The organism is Nocardia violaceofusca NBRC 14427 (assembly GCF_963869435.1).
GTDB lineage: Bacteria > Actinomycetota > Actinomycetes > Mycobacteriales > Mycobacteriaceae > Nocardia > Nocardia aobensis.
Window position 1 is genome coordinate 1 of sequence record NZ_CAWMPM010000045.1, and the last position, 20443, is coordinate 20443.

17 protein-coding genes and 1 pseudogene are annotated in these 20443 nt (G+C 68.7%); 10 read left to right on the forward strand and 8 right to left on the reverse strand.

Annotated elements, in window-relative coordinates; all coding sequences use genetic code 11:
• The 6 genes and pseudogenes from AC5592_RS31490 to AC5592_RS31515 all read left to right on the forward strand — a co-directional run.
• A pseudogene (locus AC5592_RS31490) lies at nucleotides 1-858 on the forward strand (sensor histidine kinase); the annotation flags it as partial.
• The gene (locus AC5592_RS31495; protein WP_011207200.1) at nucleotides 855-1268 is read left to right on the forward strand and encodes a roadblock/LC7 domain-containing protein; all 414 of its coding nucleotides are present in this window, start codon (nucleotides 855-857) and stop codon (nucleotides 1266-1268) included. The pseudogene AC5592_RS31490 and the gene AC5592_RS31495, both read left to right, overlap by 4 nt.
• Nucleotides 1269-1275: 7 nt before the next feature.
• On the forward strand, nucleotides 1276-1650 hold the full coding sequence (locus AC5592_RS31500; protein ID WP_025347064.1) for a DUF742 domain-containing protein: 375 nt from the start codon (nucleotides 1276-1278) through the stop codon (nucleotides 1648-1650).
• Complete coding sequence (locus AC5592_RS31505) at nucleotides 1631-2233, forward strand: GTP-binding protein (protein WP_174372252.1); 603 nt, start codon at nucleotides 1631-1633, stop codon at nucleotides 2231-2233. Before AC5592_RS31500 ends, AC5592_RS31505 begins: the two co-directional genes overlap by 20 nt.
• A gap of 93 nt (nucleotides 2234-2326) precedes the next feature.
• Nucleotides 2327-4045, forward strand: a complete 1719-nt coding sequence (locus tag AC5592_RS31510) for a carboxyl transferase domain-containing protein (RefSeq protein WP_036498033.1) — start codon at nucleotides 2327-2329, stop codon at nucleotides 4043-4045.
• A 232-nt stretch (nucleotides 4046-4277) separates the two neighbouring features.
• Nucleotides 4278-5132 carry an aldo/keto reductase gene (locus tag AC5592_RS31515; protein ID WP_036498039.1) on the forward strand — a complete coding sequence of 285 codons (855 nt, stop codon included), beginning with the start codon at nucleotides 4278-4280 and terminating at the stop codon, nucleotides 5130-5132.
• 13 nt (nucleotides 5133-5145) lie between these two features.
• On the opposite strand, the gene AC5592_RS31520 is transcribed toward AC5592_RS31515, so the two are convergent.
• On the reverse strand, nucleotides 5146-6408 hold the full coding sequence (locus AC5592_RS31520) for an NAD(P)-binding domain-containing protein (protein WP_063066281.1): 1263 nt from the start codon (nucleotides 6406-6408) through the stop codon (nucleotides 5146-5148).
• A gap of 79 nt (nucleotides 6409-6487) precedes the next feature.
• Between AC5592_RS31520 and AC5592_RS31525 the strand changes: the two genes are divergently transcribed.
• From AC5592_RS31525 to AC5592_RS31540, 4 genes are all read left to right on the forward strand, one after another.
• Complete coding sequence (locus tag AC5592_RS31525; RefSeq protein WP_063066282.1) at nucleotides 6488-7213, forward strand: enoyl-CoA hydratase; 726 nt, start codon at nucleotides 6488-6490, stop codon at nucleotides 7211-7213.
• Nucleotides 7213-8364: an MBL fold metallo-hydrolase gene (locus AC5592_RS31530; RefSeq protein WP_036498049.1), complete on the forward strand. Its 1152-nt coding sequence runs from the start codon at nucleotides 7213-7215 to the stop codon at nucleotides 8362-8364. Before AC5592_RS31525 ends, AC5592_RS31530 begins: the two co-directional genes overlap by 1 nt.
• Before the next feature lie 32 nt (nucleotides 8365-8396).
• Nucleotides 8397-8681 carry an antitoxin gene (locus AC5592_RS31535; protein WP_036498082.1) on the forward strand — a complete coding sequence of 95 codons (285 nt, stop codon included), beginning with the start codon at nucleotides 8397-8399 and terminating at the stop codon, nucleotides 8679-8681.
• A 110-nt stretch (nucleotides 8682-8791) separates the two neighbouring features.
• A complete protein-coding gene (locus tag AC5592_RS31540; RefSeq protein WP_063066283.1) occupies nucleotides 8792-11149 on the forward strand; it encodes an ATP-dependent DNA ligase in 2358 nt (785 codons plus the stop codon).
• A gap of 108 nt (nucleotides 11150-11257) precedes the next feature.
• Here AC5592_RS31540 and AC5592_RS31545 read toward each other — a convergent pair whose 3' ends face one another.
• The 7 genes from AC5592_RS31545 to AC5592_RS31575 all read right to left on the reverse strand — a co-directional run bounded on the left by AC5592_RS31545 (nucleotide 11258) and on the right by AC5592_RS31575 (nucleotide 20426).
• A complete protein-coding gene (locus tag AC5592_RS31545; protein WP_232329640.1) occupies nucleotides 11258-11935 on the reverse strand; it encodes a DUF8020 domain-containing protein in 678 nt (225 codons plus the stop codon).
• 224 nt (nucleotides 11936-12159) lie between these two features.
• Nucleotides 12160-12897 (reverse strand): energy-coupling factor transporter transmembrane component T family protein, encoded by a 738-nt coding sequence (locus tag AC5592_RS31550; RefSeq protein WP_036498053.1) that lies wholly within the window; start codon nucleotides 12895-12897, stop codon nucleotides 12160-12162.
• Nucleotides 12894-15173, reverse strand: a complete 2280-nt coding sequence (locus AC5592_RS31555) for an ATP-binding cassette domain-containing protein (protein WP_084507475.1) — start codon at nucleotides 15171-15173, stop codon at nucleotides 12894-12896. Before AC5592_RS31555 ends, AC5592_RS31550 begins: the two co-directional genes overlap by 4 nt.
• Before the next feature lie 82 nt (nucleotides 15174-15255).
• Nucleotides 15256-16731: a flavin-containing monooxygenase gene (locus tag AC5592_RS31560; protein ID WP_063066284.1), complete on the reverse strand. Its 1476-nt coding sequence runs from the start codon at nucleotides 16729-16731 to the stop codon at nucleotides 15256-15258.
• Between the two features lie 81 nt (nucleotides 16732-16812).
• Nucleotides 16813-17592, reverse strand: coding sequence for a metallophosphoesterase (locus tag AC5592_RS31565; RefSeq protein ID WP_063066302.1), 780 nt, complete (start codon nucleotides 17590-17592; stop codon nucleotides 16813-16815).
• A 187-nt stretch (nucleotides 17593-17779) separates the two neighbouring features.
• Nucleotides 17780-18556, reverse strand: a complete 777-nt coding sequence (locus AC5592_RS31570) for an RluA family pseudouridine synthase (RefSeq protein ID WP_232329641.1) — start codon at nucleotides 18554-18556, stop codon at nucleotides 17780-17782.
• Nucleotides 18557-18626: 70 nt separating this feature from the next.
• Nucleotides 18627-20426: an acyl-CoA dehydrogenase gene (locus AC5592_RS31575; RefSeq protein ID WP_036498057.1), complete on the reverse strand. Its 1800-nt coding sequence runs from the start codon at nucleotides 20424-20426 to the stop codon at nucleotides 18627-18629.
• Between the last annotated feature and the right edge of the window lie 17 nt (nucleotides 20427-20443).

Here is a 20443-nt window from a genome sequence, read left to right on the forward strand (position 1 = left end):
GGCGGCGGCCTGCCGCAGCGGACCCCGGGTTCCAACGGCGCGCCGTCGCGCGAGGGTGCACCCACCGGTCTGCAGCGCGATGCCGGTAACGGTCTGCCGCAGCGGGACGCCGGAATCGGCCTCCCGCAACGGGATTCGGGCAGCGGTCTGCCGCAGCGCGGTGCCGGTGGTGGACTGCCACAGCGCGAGGGCATCGGCGGACTCCCACAGCGTGACGCCGGAAGTGGTCTGCCGCAACGAGAGTCGAATGAGGGTCTGCCGCAGCGTGCCCCGGCCGCGGGCGGTCTGCCGCAGCGGCAACCGGGCGCCGGTCTGCCGCCGCGGCCGGAACCCACCCCGGGGCTGAGCCTGCCCGGACGTCATGCGCCGCAGCGGGACAGCTCCGCCGCGGACGCGAATGCGGAATCCGGCGAGGGCCGCGAACGCGGCCGTCACAGTTACCGGTCGAATCCGCAGAAGACGGCATCGTTCTTCCAAACTCGGCTGCAGCCCGCAGCCGACGCCGGCCCGTCGGAAGGGGGGAGTCCGATCTTCGCCGAGATGATGTCGGCGTGGCTCGCGGACCCCAACCCGGACCGGTCCCAAGTCGCCGCCTCCTTCGAATCCCCAGGTGACGAAGGCTGGCAGGCTGCCCGGCGGGCAGTGGAAACCTCGTCGGAGAAGCGGACGGCGGCCGGATTGCCGCAGCGCGATCCCGGTAATCGGCTGGTTCCCGGTGGTGTCACCGGGCGGGCCGATCGGACGCCGAGCCGCGACCCAGAGTCGATCAGGTCAAGTCTGAGTCGTCACCAGCAGGGCGTCCGGGATGGCCGCGCAATGGGAGCAATGAACCTAACCGGAGATAAAGGAGACCGATGAACCCCGATCTAGGTGGTACGAACCGTCAGCTGGATTGGCTGGTTTCGAACTTCGCCAACGAGGTTCCGGGCGTCGCTCATGCCGTGCTGGTTTCGGCGGACGGCCTGTTGATGGCCGCGAGCGCTCAATTGCCCGTCGACCGTGCCGAACAGCTGTCCGCCGTGACCGCAGGTTTGGCCAGCCTCTCTGTCGGCGTTTCGAACCTGTTCGAAGGCGGCACGGTACTGCAGTCCGTGGTCGAGATGGAACACGGTTACCTACTGCTCATGGCAGTCGGTGACGGGTCCTATCTGGCCGTGCTGACGAACACGTCCTGCGATATCGGCCAGGTGGGCTACGAGATGGCTCTGCTGGTCGAGCGGGTGGGCCAGACAGTCCAGGCCACACCTCGCGTCACGATGGGTTCCTGATGGTGGGATGGACATAGACAACCAGCACGTGGGGAGCGCCGAGCCCAGCCTCGTCCGTCCGTACTCGCTGACCGCCGGCCGTACGCGACCGACGGTGGAGTTGGCATTGGAGGCGCTCGTCGCATCGCATCCGGTCGCCCTAGAGCGGCAGTTCGAACTGACCAACATCGAGACGTCAATCGTGGAGTTGTGCAGAGAATCGCCATCTGTTGCGGAACTTGCTGCCCGACTGGGTATTCCGATCGGGGTGGCTCGAGTGCTCGTCGCCGACCTCATCGAGGCGGGACATGTTCGAGTTTCGGCGACTTTGAAAGACGATTCGAGCGACGATGAACGTCGCGAGCTGATCGAAAGGGTTCTCAGTGGACTCCGGCGTATTTGATTCGACGGCCCAGGTCGATACCCGCAACGCCAAGCCGACCTCCGCGAAGATCGTGGTGGCCGGTGGCTTCGGTGTGGGTAAGACGACCTTGGTCGGTGCTGTATCGGAGATTGTTCCGCTGCGCACCGAGGCTTTGGTGACCAACGCCAGTGTGGGCGTCGACAGCCTGGCCGCCGTGCCGACGAAGGCCACCACCACGGTGGCCATGGACTTCGGCAGGATCAGCCTCGCCGACGATTTGGTGCTTTATCTGTTCGGCACACCCGGCCAGTACCGCTTCTGGTTCATGTGGGACGACCTGATTCGCGGCGCCATCGGGGCGGTAGTGCTGATCGACACCAGACGGCTCGAGGATTCCTTCGCCGCCGTCGACTACTTCGAGGCTCGTGGGCTGCCGTTCCTGGTGGCCATCAACGAGTTCGACGACGCACCGCGGTATCCCCTGGAGGACATCCGCCAGGCGCTGGCCGTCCCGGCGGACGTGCCGATCATGTCGATCGACGCGCGCCGCCGCGAGCCCGTGAAGCAGGCGCTGGTCTCGGTCACCGAGTACGCGCTGCGCAAAGTGGTTCAGGGTTACTGATACGCCGGCGACCGGCCGCACGACGCGGCCGCGTCGGCGCGCGGTGGTACCACGACCGCCGATCGCCCGGTCCGGCGCGGTTACGCTCGGGACGTGAAGATCTCGGCGCGTGAGTTTTTCGACGGTGTGCTCGATCCCGGTTCATATCGCAGCTGGGATCGAGAACCGATCGAGGTCGCCGCCGCGCCGGCCTATCGCGCGGAACTGACCGCCGCGGCCGAGCGCAGCGGTACCGACGAATCGGTGCTGACCGGTGAGGGACGGTTGCGCGGGCGGCGCGTCGCGGTGATCGCGTGTGAATTCGGTTTTCTCGCCGGATCGATCGGCGTGGCGGCCGCCGAGCGGATCGTCACCGCCGTCGAACGCGCCACCGCGTCGGGTCTGCCCCTGCTCGCCTCGCCCACCTCGGGTGGAACCCGCATGCAGGAGGGCACGGTGGCCTTCGTGCAGATGGTGAAGATCGCGGGCGCGGTGGCCGCACACAAATCGGCCGGCCACCTCTATCTGGTGTACCTGCGCAATCCCACGATGGGCGGGGTGTTCGCCTCCTGGGGTTCGCTGGGGCACATAACCTTCGCCGAACCCGGGGCGCTGATCGGATTCCTGGGCCCGCGAGTGTACGAAGCGCTCTACGACCGGCCGTTCCCCGAGGGCGTGCAGACCGCGGAGAATTTGTATCGCAACGGGGTCATCGACGGGGTGGTGCCGGTCCGGTTCTTCCGCCGGATCGCGCACCGCGTGTTGAATGTCGCGGTTCTCGTTGCGGGACAGGCGGATTCGCTACATTTCGCTTCGCCCGTGCAGGATTTGCCGGGAGTCCCGCCCGGTGACGGCGGCGTCGCCGGCGGTGCGGCCGGAGAACCCGCCGAGCGGGATGCCTCAGCGCCACAAGATGATTCGAGTACCGGGCAGACCGCTGTGGATGCGCCGCCTGTCGACCGAGCGGATGCACCAGATGTGGGGCGGGCCGATGTGTCCGGTGTCGGGCGAGCGGGTGCGCCGGGTGTGGAGCGAGTGGGTTCGCCGGGCGCTGAGGGAGCGGACACACCGGCGTGGGAGTCGGTGCTGATCTCCCGTGATCCGCGGCGTCCCGGCATTCGTGAGCTGTTGCGGCAGGCGACCGATCGGGTGCCGTTGAGCGGTACGGGGCAGGGCGAATCCGACCGCACCGTCGTCCACGCCCTCGCCCGCCTGCGCGGCGAGCCGTGCGTGATCTTCGGTCACGACCGGGCCGGTCAGACCGGTGAGAACACCATGGGGCCGGCGGCATTGCGCGAGGCGCGCCGCAGTATGCACCTGGCCGCCGAACTTCGTATTCCGCTGGTCATGGTCATCGATACCGCTGGTGCGGCACTGTCACAGGAGGCCGAGGAACGCGGCTTGGCCCCCGAAATAGCCCGCTGCCTGGCCGATCTGGCCACCCTGGGCACGCCGACCGTCTCGGTTCTGCTGGGGCAGGGCACCGGCGGCGGCGCACTTGCGCTGCTTCCCGCCGACCGTGTCCTCGCCGCCACGCATGGCTGGCTGGCCCCACTTCCGCCGGAAGGCGCCAGCGCCATCGTCTTCCGCGACACCGAACACGCCGCGGAACTCGCTGCCGACCAACGGGTCCGGGCCGCGGACCTCCTCGCCGACGGCGTCGTCGACCGCATCGTCGCAGAACATCCCGACGCTGCCCGGGAACCCATCGATTTCTCCCGGCGCATGGTCGCCGCGATCGCCGAGGAAGTCGCCGCCCTCCGCACGCAGCCCGCCGCCGCCCTCCGCGCCCGGCGGCAGAACCGCTACCGCCGCTTGGGAGTTCCCGGCTGACGACGAACCGTCACCCTGCCGTAAGGAGCGCGACGCCCACGCCGGTGCCGACCGAAGCGATCGCGTCACCGATCCGAGTGCCGCGTACGCCTGCCGGACCACAGCCTGCGGCCACGGACACCACGCAGCGACGAACGCCGAGCTTCGGTGTTCTGCCTGCCAGGGGCATATGTCCCGAACACGCAGGTGCGCGTCGTTGACGGCTCGGCAAACCGCTTCTACGGTCGGAACGGTGACCTTTCGCAGCGAGAGCAGCACAGTACCGTCGGTGATTCTCAACGACGGCCATCTGATTCCGAGGCTGGGCTTCGGGGTCTTCCAGGTGCCGGAGGAACAGACCTTCGACACAGTGACCGCCGCGCTCGAGGCGGGGTACCGCAGCATCGACACCGCGGCGGCGTACGGAAACGAGGCCGAGGTGGGGCGGGCGATCGCCGAATCGGGGCTGGCGCGCGACGAGGTCTTCATCACCACCAAACTGTGGAATGCCGACCAGGGCTACGACTCCACCCTGCGCGCGTTCGAAGCGAGTATGGAGCGGCTGGGGTTCGAGTACCTCGATCTGTATCTGATCCACTGGCCGGTGCCGAGCGCGGACCGCTACGTCGACACATTCCGCGCCTTCCAGTCACTGAAAACGCAGGGTCGCATCGGTTCGATCGGTGTCTCGAACTTCCAGCCGGAACAGCTGCGGCGACTGATCGGTGAGACCGGTGAAGTGCCGGCCGTGAATCAGGTCGAATTGCATCCGGCGCTCGCGCAGAACACGCTGCGTGCCTTCCACGCGGAACACGGCATCGCCACCGAGGCCTGGAGTCCGCTCGGCCAGGGCGCGGAACTGAAGGATCCCACCGTGGCCGCGGTCGCCGAACAGGTCGGCCGCACGCCGGCCCAGGTCCTGATCCGGTGGCATCTGCAGCTGGGCAATATCGTCATTCCGAAGTCGGTGAATCCCGAGCGCATCCGGGAGAACTTCGACGTGTTCACCTTCGAACTCGACGCCGAGCAGATGACCACCCTCAACGCGCTCGATACCGGCAGCCGCGTCGGCCCCGACCCCGACACGTTCACGATGGGGCTCGACTGAGGCGCTGCGGCACTCAGGGCAGCGCCAGATAGCGCGTGAGTTCGACCGCCGCGGCGCGTCCCGCCCGGTTTGCGCCGATGGTGCTGGCCGACGGCCCGTAACCGATCAGGTGGATACGCGGGTCGGCGGCCACCTGCGTCGCGAGACGGCCCGTCATCGTGATGCCGCCGCCGGGCCCGCGCAGCCGCAGCGGGGCCAAGTGGTCGAGCGCGCTGCGGAAACCGGTGGCCCAGAGGATCACATCGGCGGCCCGGAAGCTGCCGTCGGCCCAGCGCACGCCCGCCGGTTCGATGCGGGCGAACATCGGATGCCAGGTCAGCGCGCCGCGCGCGCGGGCGGCGCGAATCCGGTCGTCGACCGGCAGTCCGGTCACCGACACCACCGACCGCGGCGGCAGCCCACGTCGCACGCGGTCCTCGACCATCGCGACCGCCCGGCGGCCCTCATCGGGCCCGAACGGCCCCTCCCGCCAGCGCGGCTCCGTCCGCGACACCCATGTCGTGCTCGTGACCTGGGAGATCTCGTCGAGCAGCTGGACCGCCGAGATCCCCGCGCCGACCACCACGACGTGCTTCCCGGCGAACTCCGCCGCCTTGCGGTAGTCGTGGGCGTGCAACTGGCGCCCGGCGAAGGTTTCCGCGCCCGGATAGTACGGAATGAACGGTTTTTCCCAAGTGCCGGTCGCGTTGATCACGCCGCGCACACGAAGGGTCTCGCCGGTGGCGCCCGGTAACTCGGTCAGCGCATCCGTCGATCGCCGCGAATCGGTGGCCGTATCCGGCTCGGTAACGGAACCCTGTGCGGCCGTGAGGTTTTCGCCGATCGCGGTCTCGACGTGCAACAGTCCGTCCACCAAAGCCCCCGGACATGTTGCGGTGCCGGCTCGGTCGCACACCACCCGCACCGAGACCGGCCGCCGAACCCGCAGGTCGAACCGCTTTTCGTACAGCTCGAAATAGTGCGGCACCGCGGTGGCGGCGGAAACGGAATCCGAACCGGCCGGCAGGGTTTCGGTGAACGACATCCCCGGCAGGTCGTGTACGCGATTCACCGTGCTCAAAGTCAGTGACGGCCAGCGGAATTGCCATGCGCCACCGGGCCCGGGGGAGTGGTCGACGATGACGAAATCGACGCCGGGGGTCAATCCGAGCCGCCGCAGGTGATAGCCGACCGACAGTCCGGCCTGGCCGGCGCCGATCACCACAATCTCGAAATCGGGTGCGGTCACCGCCGTCACAGTACGCGTCGGGTGCGTTGCGGCAACTGTCCGGCGCATACAGTGGAGTCGATACCGACCGGCGGGTGCGGTGAGGTGCGCCCCCGGAGGAGAAACCGCGCGAATGGGGAGAGGTCAGATGCTCGCAGTGAGCCGGGATGGTGATGTGGTCACCATCGAATTGCAGCGCCCGCAGCGCCGCAACGCCCTCAACGACGAGTTGGTGGCAGCGTTGCGCGAGGCCGTCACGTCCGCGGCGGCCGACGCGCGGGTGATCGTGCTGACCGGTCAGGGGCCGATTTTCAGTGCCGGCGCCGATCTGTCCGGCGTCTACTCGTCGGATTTCCTCGACGGACTGCTCGGTCTGTTGCAGGCCATCGAAACGGTGCCGGTGCCGGTGATCTCCGCCATCAACGGCGGCGCGCTCGGCGCCGGTGTGCAGCTGGCGTTGGCCTCCGACCTGCGGGTGATGAGCCCGGATTCCTATATCGCCATTCCGGCCGCGAAACTGGGCATCTCCGTGGATCGCTGGACGGTGCGCCGGTTGGTCTCGCTGATCGGCGGCGGCCCGGCGCGGACCGTGCTGATGGGCGCCGAGAGCGTATCCGCCTCCGACGCATACACTTTCGGCTTCGCCAACCGCCTCGGCACCCTGGCCGACGCGCAGGAATGGGCGAAGTCGATCGCCCAGCTCGCCCCGCTCTCGCTGCGTCACCTCAAGCTGGTGTTCAACGACGACGGCACCCGCGGCGAGGACACTCCCGAGCAGCGCGCGGCCCTGGAGGCCGCCTGGCGCAGCGCCGACGCCGAGGAGGCGCGGCTGGCGCGGGAACAGAAACGCGCGGCGAAGTTCGTGGGCCGCTGATGGCCGGCACCGAGATCGTCGCGGCCGCCCGCCGAGCGGCGCTGGCCGCGGCCGGGCTGGTCGGATTGCGCTGGGTGGCACGGGCGGCGTGGCGGATTCCCGCGGAAATGGGGGCATCCGCTGCCGCCATCGCGCCGCTGGCGACGCGGTCGGCGAGCTACCGCGACCGCCAGTTCCACAACACCGAACCCAGCAGCCAGATCACGCCCGGCTCGGGTGCGTCCCTGCTGCTGTCGGCTCTGACCCGTCGCGATGTGGGGCGGCCACCGGCGCAGATCCCGCTGGCCAGCGCCGAACACCCCGAGCAGGCGGCCGAGCTGGCGGTGACCTGGTTCGGCCACGCCACCGCGCTGGTCGAGGTCGACGGCTACCGCATCCTCACCGACCCGGTGTGGAGCGAGCGGGTCTCGCCGTCGCCACTGGTCGGCCCGGCCCGGCTGCATCCGGTGCCGGCGCCGCTGTCGTCACTGCCCGCGGTGGACGCGGTGGTCATCTCGCACGATCACTACGACCATCTGGACCGTGAGACCGTGCGCGCGCTGGTGGCCGGTCAGGACGCGCCGTTCGTGGTGCCGATCGGGATCGGCGCGCATCTGCGCAAATGGCAGGTGCCGGAGGCGCGCATCATCGAATTGGATTGGAACACCTCCACATCCATCGCCCGTCCGGGGCGCGGTGAGCTCACCGTCACCTGTACCGAGGCGCGGCATTTCTCCGGGCGCGGCTTCACCCGCAACACCACGCTGTGGGCGTCGTGGGTCTTCGCGGGCCCGCGCCGACGGGCATATTTCGGCGGCGACACCGGATACACGAAGGCGTTCGCCGAAATCGGCGCGACCTACGGTCCGTTCGATCTGACCCTGCTGCCGATCGGCGCCTACGACGTGCATTGGCCGGATGTGCACATGAATCCCGAGGAGGCGGTGCGCGCCCACGCCGACGTATGCGTCGGAGACGCCGAATACGGCATGTTGGTGCCGATTCACTGGGCCACGTTCAACCTGGCCTTCCACGGCTGGTCGGAACCGGTCCGGAGACTTGTTGCAGCGGCGCGTGCGGCGGGTACCCGGGTAGTGGTGCCGCTTCCCGGCGGGCGGATCGATGCCGATGCGGCATCACCGCAGGTCTCCTGGTGGGAGGATGTGCGCTAGCAACGCAGTCGACGAGTGAAGGAGTGGGCTTCATGAGTTTGATGGATACGCTCAAGGGGCTGGTGAGTAAGGGCCGCGACGCGGCCTCGCAGAACGCGGACAAGGTGCACGGAGCGCTCGACAAGGCCGGTGGCTTCGTCAACGAGAAGACCGGGGGCAAGTACTCCGATCACATCGACAAGGGCACCGAGGCCATCAAGAAGAACATCACCCCGCAGGGCGGCAACACCCCGCCGCCGGCGCCCGAGCCGCCCGCCACGCCGCCGCAGACTCCGCCTGCCACACCGCCGCAGGCGCCGCAACCGCCGGAGGGCTGAGGGGCGCGGCGGGATGCCCGGTTCGCCCGGGCTCACTCGCCGATCGACAACGGGCACCGCCTGGAGGTTCCCTCCTCCGGTGGTGCCCGTTCTCGCTTTACACTGCGACTATGGCGGCGCGCCGCGAGTTCGGGGGTATCGAGGTCGGTCTGACCAACCTCGACAAGGTGCTGTACCCGGCGACGGGCACCACCAAGGGTGAGGTGATCGACTATTACACCGCCATCGCACCGGCTCTGCTGCCGCATATCGCCGATCGTCCGGTGACGCGTAAGCGCTGGCCCAATGGGGTGGGCGAATCCTCGTTCTTCGAGAAGAATCTGGCCGCGCACGCACCGAAATGGATCGAGCGGCGGCCGATGGAACATTCCGATCGCCGGGTGAACTATCCGGTCATCGATTCGGTGGCCGGTCTGGCCTGGCTCGGACAGCAGGCGTCGTTGGAAATCCATGTCCCGCAATGGCGCTTCGTCGACGGCTCGCGCGGCCCGGCCACCCGCATCGTCTTCGACCTCGATCCCGGGCCCGGAGTGGAACTGGCCGATTGCGCATCGGTGGCGTTGTGGATTCGCGATACCGTGCGCGACGCCGGTCTCGACGCCTATCCGGTCACCAGCGGTAGTAAGGGTATTCACATCTACGTGCCACTGGATCGGGTACTGAGTCCCGGCGGCGCCTCGACGGTCGCCAAACAGCTGGCGACCGGCCTGGAGAAGTTGCATCCGGCACTGGTCACGGCGACGATGGCGAAGGCCGTGCGACCGGGCAAGATCTTTCTGGACTGGAGCCAGAACAATCCGGCGAAGACCACCATCGCGCCGTATTCGATGCGCGGGCGCGAGCAGCCGACGGTGGCGGCGCCGCGCAGCTGGGACGAAATCGCCGATCGACACCATCTGCGGCAGTTGCGTTTCGACGAGGTGCTCGAACGCTGGCGCACCGACGGGGATCTGCTGGCTGGCCTGGATCCGCCCCTGGGCAGTCCCGGTGCGCCGGATCCGCTGCAGACCTACCGATCCATGCGCGACCCCGCCCGCACCCCCGAACCGGTTCCGCCCGGCCCGCCCGACCCCGGCGCCGGTGATCGCTTCGTGGTGCAGGAACATCACGCCCGGCGACTGCACTGGGACGTGCGGCTCGAACGCGACGGTGTGCTGGTGTCGTGGGCGGTGCCGAAGGGACCGCCGACCTCGCCGTCGCAGAACCGGCTGGCCGTGCACACCGAGGACCACCCCCTGGAATATCTGCATTTCCACGGCACCATCCCGAGTGGCGAATACGGGGCCGGGCAGATGACGATCTGGGATACCGGCACCTACGACACCGAGAAGTGGCGCACGGACGAGGTGATCGTCCAGTTTCACGGCGAGCGTCTCAACGGCCGCTACGCCTTCATCCGCACCGACGGCAAGCAGTGGTTGATGCACCTGATGAAATCACAGGCCGCCGAGCCGGAAGAGGATGCGGGACAGGGCGGTTCGACCGACGGGCAGCGCGGCGCCCTGCCGGACGGCGCCGCCGAACGCGGGCGCGGCGGTTCCGAAACCGATGCCGCGGGCGGTGATTCCGCCGCGCGGTCGGGGGCCGAGTTTCCGCGCGGGCTGTCACCGATGCTGGCGACCTCCGGGGATGTGGCGAAACTCGGGGCCGGAGACTGGGTCTTCGAGACCAAATGGGACGGGTTCCGGGTCATCGTCGAAATAGACGAGAACGGCGTGGTGATCCGCAGCCGCGCGGGCAATACCGTCACCGGCCGCTATCCGCGGATCGCCGAGCTGGGGCGGCAACTGCGGGGGCATCGGATCGTGCTGGACGGTGAGGCGGTCGTCTCCGACGCCGAGGGGGCATCGAATCTGGCTCTGCTGCAGGCGGATCCGGCGCAGGCGGACTTGGTCGCCTTCGATGTGCTGTATCTGGACGGCACCTCGCTGCTGCGCAAGCGCTACGCGGATCGGCGGCAGGTGCTGGAGGCGCTGGCCGAGGGCGTGCCCGCGTTGCTGGTTCCGCCGCGTCTGGACGGTACGGGTGCGGACGCCCTGGAATACAGCCGCGAGCATCGTCTCGAGGGAGTCGTCGCCAAACGCAAGGATTCGGTCTATCTGCCCGGCAAGCGCGGCCAGTCGTGGGTCAAGACCCGCAACTGGCGCACCCAGGAGGTGATCATCGGCGGCTGGCGGCGCAGTGCCGCAAGAGAATTCGCCTCTCTGCTGGTGGGTGTGCGCCACGAAGGCGAGCTGTATTACATAGGTCGCGTGGGCACCGGTTTCAGCGATCACGAGATGTCGGAGCTGACCGCGCGGCTGCGCCCGCTGCGCCGCAAGACCAGTCCTTTCGCCAACGAGCTGACCGCCGACGAACGCAAGGATGCCGTCTGGGCGACGCCGAAGATATCCGGCACGGTGCGGTATATGAACTGGACCGAATCCGGGCGGCTGTGGCACCCGGCGTGGGTACCGGAGGCGAAGTAGCGGGCGCCGCACGCTGCGGCAATGTGGCACTCGGGGACCAGGACTCGACGGCCGCGACCGGGTGGGTCGCGGCCGCCGGGCAGGGATCGTACGAGCGCCGCCGCGACCTCAGTACGTGGTGGTGTCGTTCCACTTGGTCGTGCCGGCGGGGGCGGCCAGCGTGCTGACCAGGTCGACACCCGCGATGATCAATGCGGGGCCGCCGACCACGATCGTGCCGATGATGGCTCCCACCGTTGCGCCGGTGATGAATCCGGCGATGATGCCCGGGCCGGTGGGCGCGGCGACGGCCGCCCCGATCACACCGCCGATGACCGCGCCGGCGGCCGTTCCGACGAAGCTGCCGATCGCCGTCGCGAGCCCGAACTGGGTGGCGAAGGCGTTCATCGCATTCTGATTCTCCCGGGGCGACGCCACCGGCGTCACCGGAACCGGCCGGGCCGCCGCGGCGTCCTTCACGACGGTCAGATCCAGGACCCGGGCGTCGTCGCGCACCTGATGGGGCATGGGGTACTCCAGGCCGTCCTGCCGGAAGGACAGCGGCAGCGTGACGAGTGTCCGGCCGTCGGCGTCGGTGACGTCGACGGTGCGTCCGCCCGCGTCGACGCGGAAAAAGCCGCCGTCGAGAGTGGTTTCGACGGTGTTGCCCGTCAGATGGGTTTCGTAGCGCACCGTGGGTGCGCCGGTATCGGCATGGACGGTACCTGCCCCGAGGGCAACGGCCACCACTGCCGGAAGGGCAACGGCGGCGAACTTGCGCAGAAACATTCCGGTTCCAATCTCCATCAGGAAGACATTCGGCAGCCGAAAACGACGCGCGCTGAGAACCCAATACCCCCGACGTATTTCAACCCCTGCGCGTGGAGCCGTGGTCCGGCTAACTCACTGAAGTAACCGTACCTTCACTCGGTCGTAAAGTGGAGCGAATTCGATCCGCTGACTTGGTTTTTCGCAAAGCGAACACGTTTGCCCGCCGCTGCGTCAGATTGCTGACTATTTGCCTCGGCGAGTTACAGCAACACGCCGATGGCCGCCGCGCCTCCGCACACCAGCACCGACACGATCAGGGCGAGGTAGTCGGCGCGGTGGGGTCCGGCCGGATGGGCGGTCAATTCGCCCGTCCCGCCGCGTGCCGTGATGGCCTCACCCAATTCGCCGGCCCGGCGGGTGGCGACGGCCATGGCCGCGGTGAGAATGTCCACGAGCGGATTCGCGGCTCCGCGCGCCATGGAACCGTCCTTGGGACGTAGCCGGCGGGCGGCGCGCAACACCCGGATCTCGTCCATCAGCAGCGGCAGTCCGCGCAAGGTCAAGGCCACCACGACCGCCCACTCGTCCACCGGAATCCGCAGCACCCGCAGCGGCGCACCGAGTTTGGCGAGGGCGGGGGCGATCTCGCTCATCGGGGTGGTCCACGCGATCAGGAACGAGGTGGTCAGCAAGATCAGCCCGAACAGGGTCACCTGGACATACCGCAGGACGGCGGTTCCGCCGGTGGGGATGGTGATCAGTCCGCCGAGCACGATCAGCGCCCAGAACCACCACGGCAGCCGTGGCAGCGTGCCCAGCGGCAGCCTGGCGGCCAGTCCGATCACGATCAGGAAGGCGACCACCACACCGAGTACCGGCCATGTGGGCTGCAACATCAGCAGGAGGCTGATGAAGAAGGCGACGATCATCTTGGTTCCGGCCCAGAGCCGATGGATCGGGCTCTCGACCGGAACTTCGCGCAGCAGCACCATACTCATCGCGCACCTCCGAGGGCGTCGCCGTGCCGGCCCCGGCTGTGGCGCTTCCGGAGCCGAGTTGGGTCCGGTTCGGGGCGCGCGCCGTCCGTGCCCGCCTGAACGGGTTCGGATCGCGTGCCCGCGATCCCGGCTTCCCCGCGTCCGTCGCCGTCGGCGGGCGTACCTACCACCGGTTCGGCCGGTCCCGGAGAGGCCGCCGGAGCGCCGGCGGTATCGGACGGGCTGTCGGCGGCGGCCGCGACGGCGGGCAGGCTTTCCAGAATCAGACCGGATTGCAGGTGGACGGTGCGGTCGCAGACGCTCTCCATATCGGCCACGTCGTGCGAGATGACGATCAGCGTCAGTCCCGAATCACGCAGCCGGGCGAGCAGTTCCACGACTTCCGCGCGACCCTGCGGATCGAGTCCGGCCAGGGGTTCGTCGAGCACCACGACCTGCGGACGGCTGGCGACGATCGCGGCGAGGACCACGCGCTTGGCCTGACCGCCCGACAATTCCTCGATCGAGCGCGAGGCCATCGCCCGGTCCAGCCCGACCGCGTCGAGCGCGCGGCCCACCGCGCCGGAGCCGGTGCCGTGCCCGCCCCAGTCCTCGATCTCGGCGCCGACGGTCTGGCGCTGCAATTGCAGCCGGGAATGCTGGAAGGCCAGCTCGACCGCGCCGATGCGCTTGTGCACGGGCCGGGAGCCGGTGTAGTCGCACAGCCGGCAACTGCCGGTGGTCGGCACGACGAGCCCGGCCATGATCCAGGCCAGGGTGGATTTCCCCGACCCGTTGCCGCCGACCACGAGCAGCGTCTCGCCGCGGTGGACGGTCAGATTCACCCCGCGCAACGCGGTCGCCGCCCACGGCGTACCGCGATTGTAGGTGTGGCGCACATCGCGCAGTTCGAGCAGCGGTTCGCCGATCGGGCAGCGCCGCAGATTGCGCGCCGGGCGCGGCCAGACCGGCAGATGCTCGACCTGGCGGCCACCGGAGAGATGGATGACCCGGTCGGCGGCCGCCGCGTCGGCCTCGTGGTGGGTGACCAGGACGACGGCCATCCGGTGCCGGGCGGGCAATCCGGCCAGCAGCGCGACCAGTTCGCGCCGGCCGTCCGGATCGATCATCGAGGTGGCCTCGTCGGCCACGAGCAGTGCGGGATCACGTGCCAGGGCGGCCGCCACCGCCAGGCGCTGTTGCTGGCCGCCGGACAGGGTCGCGGTCTCCGCTCCGCCGAGCCCGCTCAGTCCGACCTCGCACAGCAGCGCCTCCACGTCGACGGCCCGCGCGGCCTCGGGGGGCAGGCCCCACACCACGTCGTCGGCGACCAGGACTCCGAGTGTCTGGCTCTCGGGCCGCTGCAGCACCAGTGCGGTGCCGCCGATCACGCCGAGCCCCGCCGAACCGGGACGTTCGACCGTGCCGGCGGTAGGCGGAAGTCCGGCCAACAGGCGGGTGAGCGTGGATTTACCGGATCCGTTGTGGCCGACGACGGCGACGAATTCGCCGATCTCGACGCTGAGGTCGATTTCGGTCAGCGCATCGGCACGCGCCCCCGGATAGCGGAAGGACACGCCGCGCAACCGCACCGGCACCGGCGCGACCGCCCGCGTATCGGCCGGCGCTTCCAGCCGATCCCGCCCCGGCAACCACTCGAGGCGATCCAGGACCGAGCCGAGGACGAACCAGGAGAACACCGCCGTGAAGACCACGCCGAGGAACACGCCGCCGCCGATGTAGAGCCACCACCAGGCCAGCACTCCGTCGGTCACCGAGACGACACCGTTGCCCAGCGATTCGAGTTGTTGCTGCCGGGAGAGCATGTGATCGATGCCCTGGGCGATATTGCGCACGTTGTCGAAGACCAGCCGGCGCGAGGCGGCGAACAGGAAGAGCATGCCGACCGAGAACGCCGCCCAGATCAAGCCGGCCAGGGAGGACAGGAACAAGACCGTGATCAGTCCGAGTCGCCGCCGTTTGACGGTGCCGATGATGCCGCCGATCGTCGCCGCGCTCACCACGGTGGCCGCCGGCACCAGACCGGCGGCGACGAAACTCACCAGGGTCGCGGCGACGGTCGCACCCAGGATGGCGCGCAGCCGGTAGCGCTGCGCCAGCAGACCCATCGGCACCGCGGCGACCAGATTGAGGGCCGCCGCGTAGGGCACCACCGAGCCGATGGTCACCAGCCCGACGGTCACCCCACCGAGGACCGCCGCGGTGGCGAGTTCGACGGGGCGCAGCGGGCCGTGAGCGATTCGCGGCTCGGCGCCGGCGGAGGGAGGCGCGGTCACGGCTCAAGTCTGCCAGCACCGGCCGACTGCGGGACGGCCCTCGCCGGCGCGAAGGGCTCGCGCGGACCGCTCGCGCTGGTCATCACGTGCGGACGGGCTCCGGTGCGCGCAGCACGTAGTCGTCCGGGTTCAGCGACCGGGTGCGCACGCGGTACGCGGTGACGGTGCCGGGCCAGTTGTTGGTGATCCGCCCGGCGGCATTGCGATACCAGCTCGAGCACGCGGTCCACGGCGTGCGCAGCAACCGGCGCTGGGTGTGCGCGTCGAAGGCGGCCGCGGTCTCGGGCTTCACCTCGAGACAGGATCCCGGATGTTCGCTCAGATAGCCCACGGCCTGCCGGATGTAGCGGGCCTGGCATTCGATCATGTAGATGATCGAGCCGATGCCCAGATTGGTGTTGGGGCCGTACATGAGGAACAGATTCGGGAATCCCGGCACCGTCATCCCGAGATAGGCCCGGGCCCCCTCGGCCCACACCTTCTCCAGGTCCGCACCGTCGCGTCCGAAAATCCGGATCGGCCAGAGGAATTCGCTGCCCTTGAAGCCGGTACCGTAGACGATCACATCGGCCGGATATATGGTCCCGTCGGCGGTGCGCACGCCCTCGGGCACCACCTCGGCGATGGGCTCGGTGACGACGTCCACATTCGGCCGCACCAGCGCCGGGTAGTACTCGTTGGAGAACAGCACCCGCTTGCACAGCACCGGGTAGTCGGGTGTCAGCTTCGCGCGCAGGTCCGGATCGGGCACGTCGTGGCGAAGGGCGCGCGTCCCCAGCCAGGTGGCGATGCGCCGGATCGGCGGAATCGCGGCCAGGCCGAGAGCGAAGAACTCCAGGAAGCACCAGATCCACAGGCGTTGGGCCAGTCGCAGCCCGGGAACATGTTGGAACAGTGCGTGGTGGATCGGCCGATACTCGCGGTCGGTGCGCCGCACCACCCAGGCAGCGGTCCGCTGGAACAGCGTCAGACGTTCCACCTCGGGGGCGATGGCGGGCACGAATTGGATTGCGCTGGCGCCGGTTCCGATCACCGCGACCCGCTTCCCGGTGAGGTCGACGTCGTGTTCCCACTGCGCGGAATGGAACGACGGTCCGGTGAACGTCTCGATGCCCGCGATATCGGGCATCCGGGGGCGCGACAGCTGCCCGACCGCGCAGATCAGCACGTCCGCGGAGCGGATCTCGCCGTCTGCGGTACGGATCGTCCAGCGCCCGGTGTGTTCGTCGAAACTCGCCTCGGTGACGTCGGCGCCGAAGCGGATCCGCTCGAGCAGCCGGTGTTTCGTCGCCACCGTGTGCAGGTAGCCCAGGATTTCGGTCTGACCGGAGTAGCGATGCGGCCAATCCGGTTTCGGTTCGTAGGAGAACGAGTACAGCGGGGAGGGCACGTCGCAGGCGGCGCCCGGATAGGTGTTCTCCCGCCACACCCCACCCAGGTCGCCGGCCCGTTCCAGCAGCGTGATGTCGTCGAAACCGTTGCGCTGCAGCTCGATTGCCACACCGAGTCCCCCGAACCCGGCTCCGACGATGACGACCGACGGCTTGGTAGCGGGCATGCGCGCGCTCCTCGAATCGAGAACAGTATCTCCACTGTAGGCGCGTGCCGCCGGCTCCGAACCCCGTTCCGCGAACCGTGCTCAGCGCGGTTGTACGCGGATCCGCCCGCCCATCGGTACGGTGCGAACGATCGAGGTCAGCCGCCGATCCGCGACGGCGTGCAGCACCACGGACGGGTCCGGCGCGTAGTCGATCGGAACGTCGCCGGGCTCCTCGACCTCCCATGCCCCGCCGATGGCCGAGGCCACGCTGGGCGCCACCACCAGCTGCCGCCCGCCGAACAGCGTCGTGCCCATCGCGTGCATATGGCCGGTGAGCACGCCGAGAATTCGCGCGTCACCGGCGATGGTACGTTCCAGCCGTTCCGGATCGGCGAGCCGGATCGGATCGACCACCGTCGAGTACATCGGCACCGGGGGGTGATGCATCGCCACCAGCACGGAGGCGTCCGCGGGCGTGGCGGCCAGCAACCGGTCCAGCCATGCGTAGGTGCGTTCGCCCAGCGCGCCGCCGCCCGCGCCGGGAATCGTGGAATCGAGCAGCGCCACGGTGAGCTCGCCGATCTCGACGGCCTGGTTGATCGGCCCGTCCTCGGCGGGGCCGTCGAGCAGCGTCTGTCGCAGATTCGCGCGGTCGTCGTGGTTGCCGGGCAGTACGTACAGCGGGATGTCGGTGGTCAGCGATTTGCGGGCCTGCTCGTACTGGGCGAGGGTGCCGGATTCGGTGAGGTCGCCGGTGACGAGGATGGCGTCGGGCCGGCGCGGTAATCGGTCGAGGTAGCCGAGGACGGCGGCGACTCGTTCGGCGTTGCGCGGATCCAGATCGAAGTGAGTATCGCTGAGCTGTGCCAACAGAATCATGGCGTCCGCTTTCTCGTGGGATCGCACCGTTGCGCCCGTCGCCGGGAACGACCTGTGCGAGCCCGTGTGGAATCGGCCCCCGGGTGTGATCGCTTCGGCCGCATGCGTGCCGATACGGCACTTGTCCAGAGTAGAAGGTCCTCAGCGTGCCGTCTGCGTGACGGAGGCCACCTTTTATAGCGAACGGCTATTCCGCGATGATCTGTTCGAGCAGGTCGGCCGGATTCTCGAGGATCGGTTGCGACCCCGTCGAGAAGAAATCCGCACCCGGCGTAGCGGTCAGCGCGAGTTCGGAGTCCGCGCGCCAGGGCGCCTCCACCCGCAACGACAGCGAATGCAGATGCGTGCGCGCATACTCACCCGACTTGTCGAACAGCGGATCACCGGCGATCGGATAGCCGATCCACGCCAGATGGACGCGGATCTGATGCCGCCGCCCGGTGACCGGCCGAGCCAGCAGGATCGTGTGCCGATCGGTCCGCGCCACGGTGGTGAACTCGGTCCGGGACGGATAGTTCTTACCGGCCAGCAGATCGCCCTCGTCGACCGTCCACAGTTGCCCCTCGCGCCGGATGGTGTCGCGGGGCGCCGCGATCCGGACCCGGTTCTTGCGTCCGACGCTCAACGGCAGGTCGATGACGCCGGTATCGGGCAGATCGGTGGCGGCGGTGACGACCAGATACCGCTTGTCGGCCGTGCGCTTGGTGAATTGCCTGGTCAGACCGCCGTGGGCGGTCAAGTCCTTGGCGAACAGCACGAGACCGGAGGTGACCTTGTCGATGCGGTGCACCGGGTAGAGGGTGATTCCCTCGGCCGCGGCCAACTCGACCAGGTCGGTGTCGTGGCGTTCCCCGGTCACGGCGATACCGGCCGGCTTGTTCAGCGCGATGATCGCCTCGTCCTCGTCGACGAGGCACTGCTGCGCCAGCTGCTGCCAGCCCATCTCCACCGGGTGCGTCTCCACCCGGCCAGATTAGTGGGCCGCTCGATGGCCGAATATCGCCAGGAGGGGTGGGTGGGTCCGGCCCGCTGTGCTAGAGCCAGGCGTCATCGAGGTCGGTCGTGGTGCGATCCATCGCGTCGAGCAGATCGAAAAGCGGTGCGGTGCGGGGCAATTCCCAGTGGAAGAAGTACCGTGCGGCGGCCCGCTTACCGCGGTGGAAGTCCTCGGATCCGCCGGCGGCGGCCACCGCCTGTTCCAGCCAGATCCAGGCCAGCACCACATGTCCGAACGCCTCCAGGTAGGCCGACGAATTCGCCAGTGCCGCTTCCGGATCGGCGTCGCGCCACACCGTCGCGGTGGTGGTCGCGATGCGTCCCGCGGCCGCGGCCAGCGCATCGGCGAAATCGCCGAGTTCGCCGTCGCCCGTCGCGCGAGCGCGGTCGACCGTTTCCCCCATGGTGTCGAGCAGCAGTGTCAGCGCCGCCCCGCCGTCCGCGACCACCGCCCGGCCGAGCAGGTCCAGACTTTGAATGCCGTGTGTGCCTTCGTGAATCGGATTCAGGCGGTTGTCGCGGTAATGCTGTTCGACGTCGTAGTCGCGGGTGTAGCCGGCGCCGCCGTGCACCTGGATGGCGAGGTCGTTGGCGGCCAGACACCACTGGCTCGGCCAGCTCTTGGCGATCGGGGTCAGCACCCGCAGCAGGAGGGCGACGCGCTGCGCTTCCGCGGCGTCCACGGCGCTGCGCTGACGATCGATCAGCGTGGCGCAGTACAACTGCAGGCCGAGCGCGCCTTCGGCATACGCCTTCTGCGCCAGCAGCATTCGGCGCACATCCGGATGTTGTGCGATCGGGACCTGCGCGCTCGCACCGCCCTTCGCGGTCACCGGGCGGCCCTGCGGCCGATTGCGGGCATAGTCGAGCGCCTTGAGGAAACCGGTGTATCCCAGCGCGGTGGCGGCGAGGCCCACGCCGAGGCGCGCCTCGTTCATCATGTGGAACATGTAGGTCAGTCCGCGATTCGGCTCACCCACCAGGTAACCGACCGCGCCCGGCGCGCCGCCGGGGGTGAACGCGCCGTCGCCGAAGACCGGCGCCGTGTTCACCGTGCCGCGCCAGCCCATCTTGTGGTTGATCCCGGCCAGCACCACATCGTTGCGCTCGCCGAGCGAACCGTCCTCGGCGGGAAGGTATTTCGGCACGATGAACAGCGAGATACCGCGCGTTCCGGCATCCGATCCGGGAATGCGCGCCAGGACCAGATGCACGATGTTCTCCGACAGGTCGTGGTCTCCGCCGGAGATCCACATCTTGCGGCCGAACAGCCGGTACGTGCCGTCGTCCTGCGGCACGGCCTTGGTGGTGATGTCGGCCAGCGAGGAACCGGCCTGCGGTTCCGACAGCGCCATCGTGCCGAAGTAGCGGCCGGTCAGCATCGGCCGCACGAACCGGTCGAGCTGATCCGAATCGGCATGTGCGGCCAGGAGATTGGCATTGCCGATGGTCAGCAGCGCATAGCTCGCGGTCGCCACGTTGGCGGCGTAGAACCACGCCATGCACGCGGTGAAGACGGTGTGCGGCAACTGCATACCGCCCACTCGCTCGTCCATCGCGGCCCCGACGAATCCGGCTTCGGCGAAGGCCGACAGCGCGGTCGCCACCTCCGGAATGATGTGCACCTTGTCGCCGTCGAAGGTCGGCTCGTGCAGATCGCCCTGGCGGTTGTGCGGGGCGAAATACTTCTCGGCCAGTTCCCGGCTCAGCGCGAGCACCTGATCGAAGGTTTCGCGGCTGTGCTCCCGATAGCGCTCGCGCTCGGTCAGCCCGGTGACGTCGAGCCACTCGTAGAGCAGGAAATCGAGGTCGCGGGCGGACATGATGAGCGAATCCATATCCCAAGCCTCCTGGG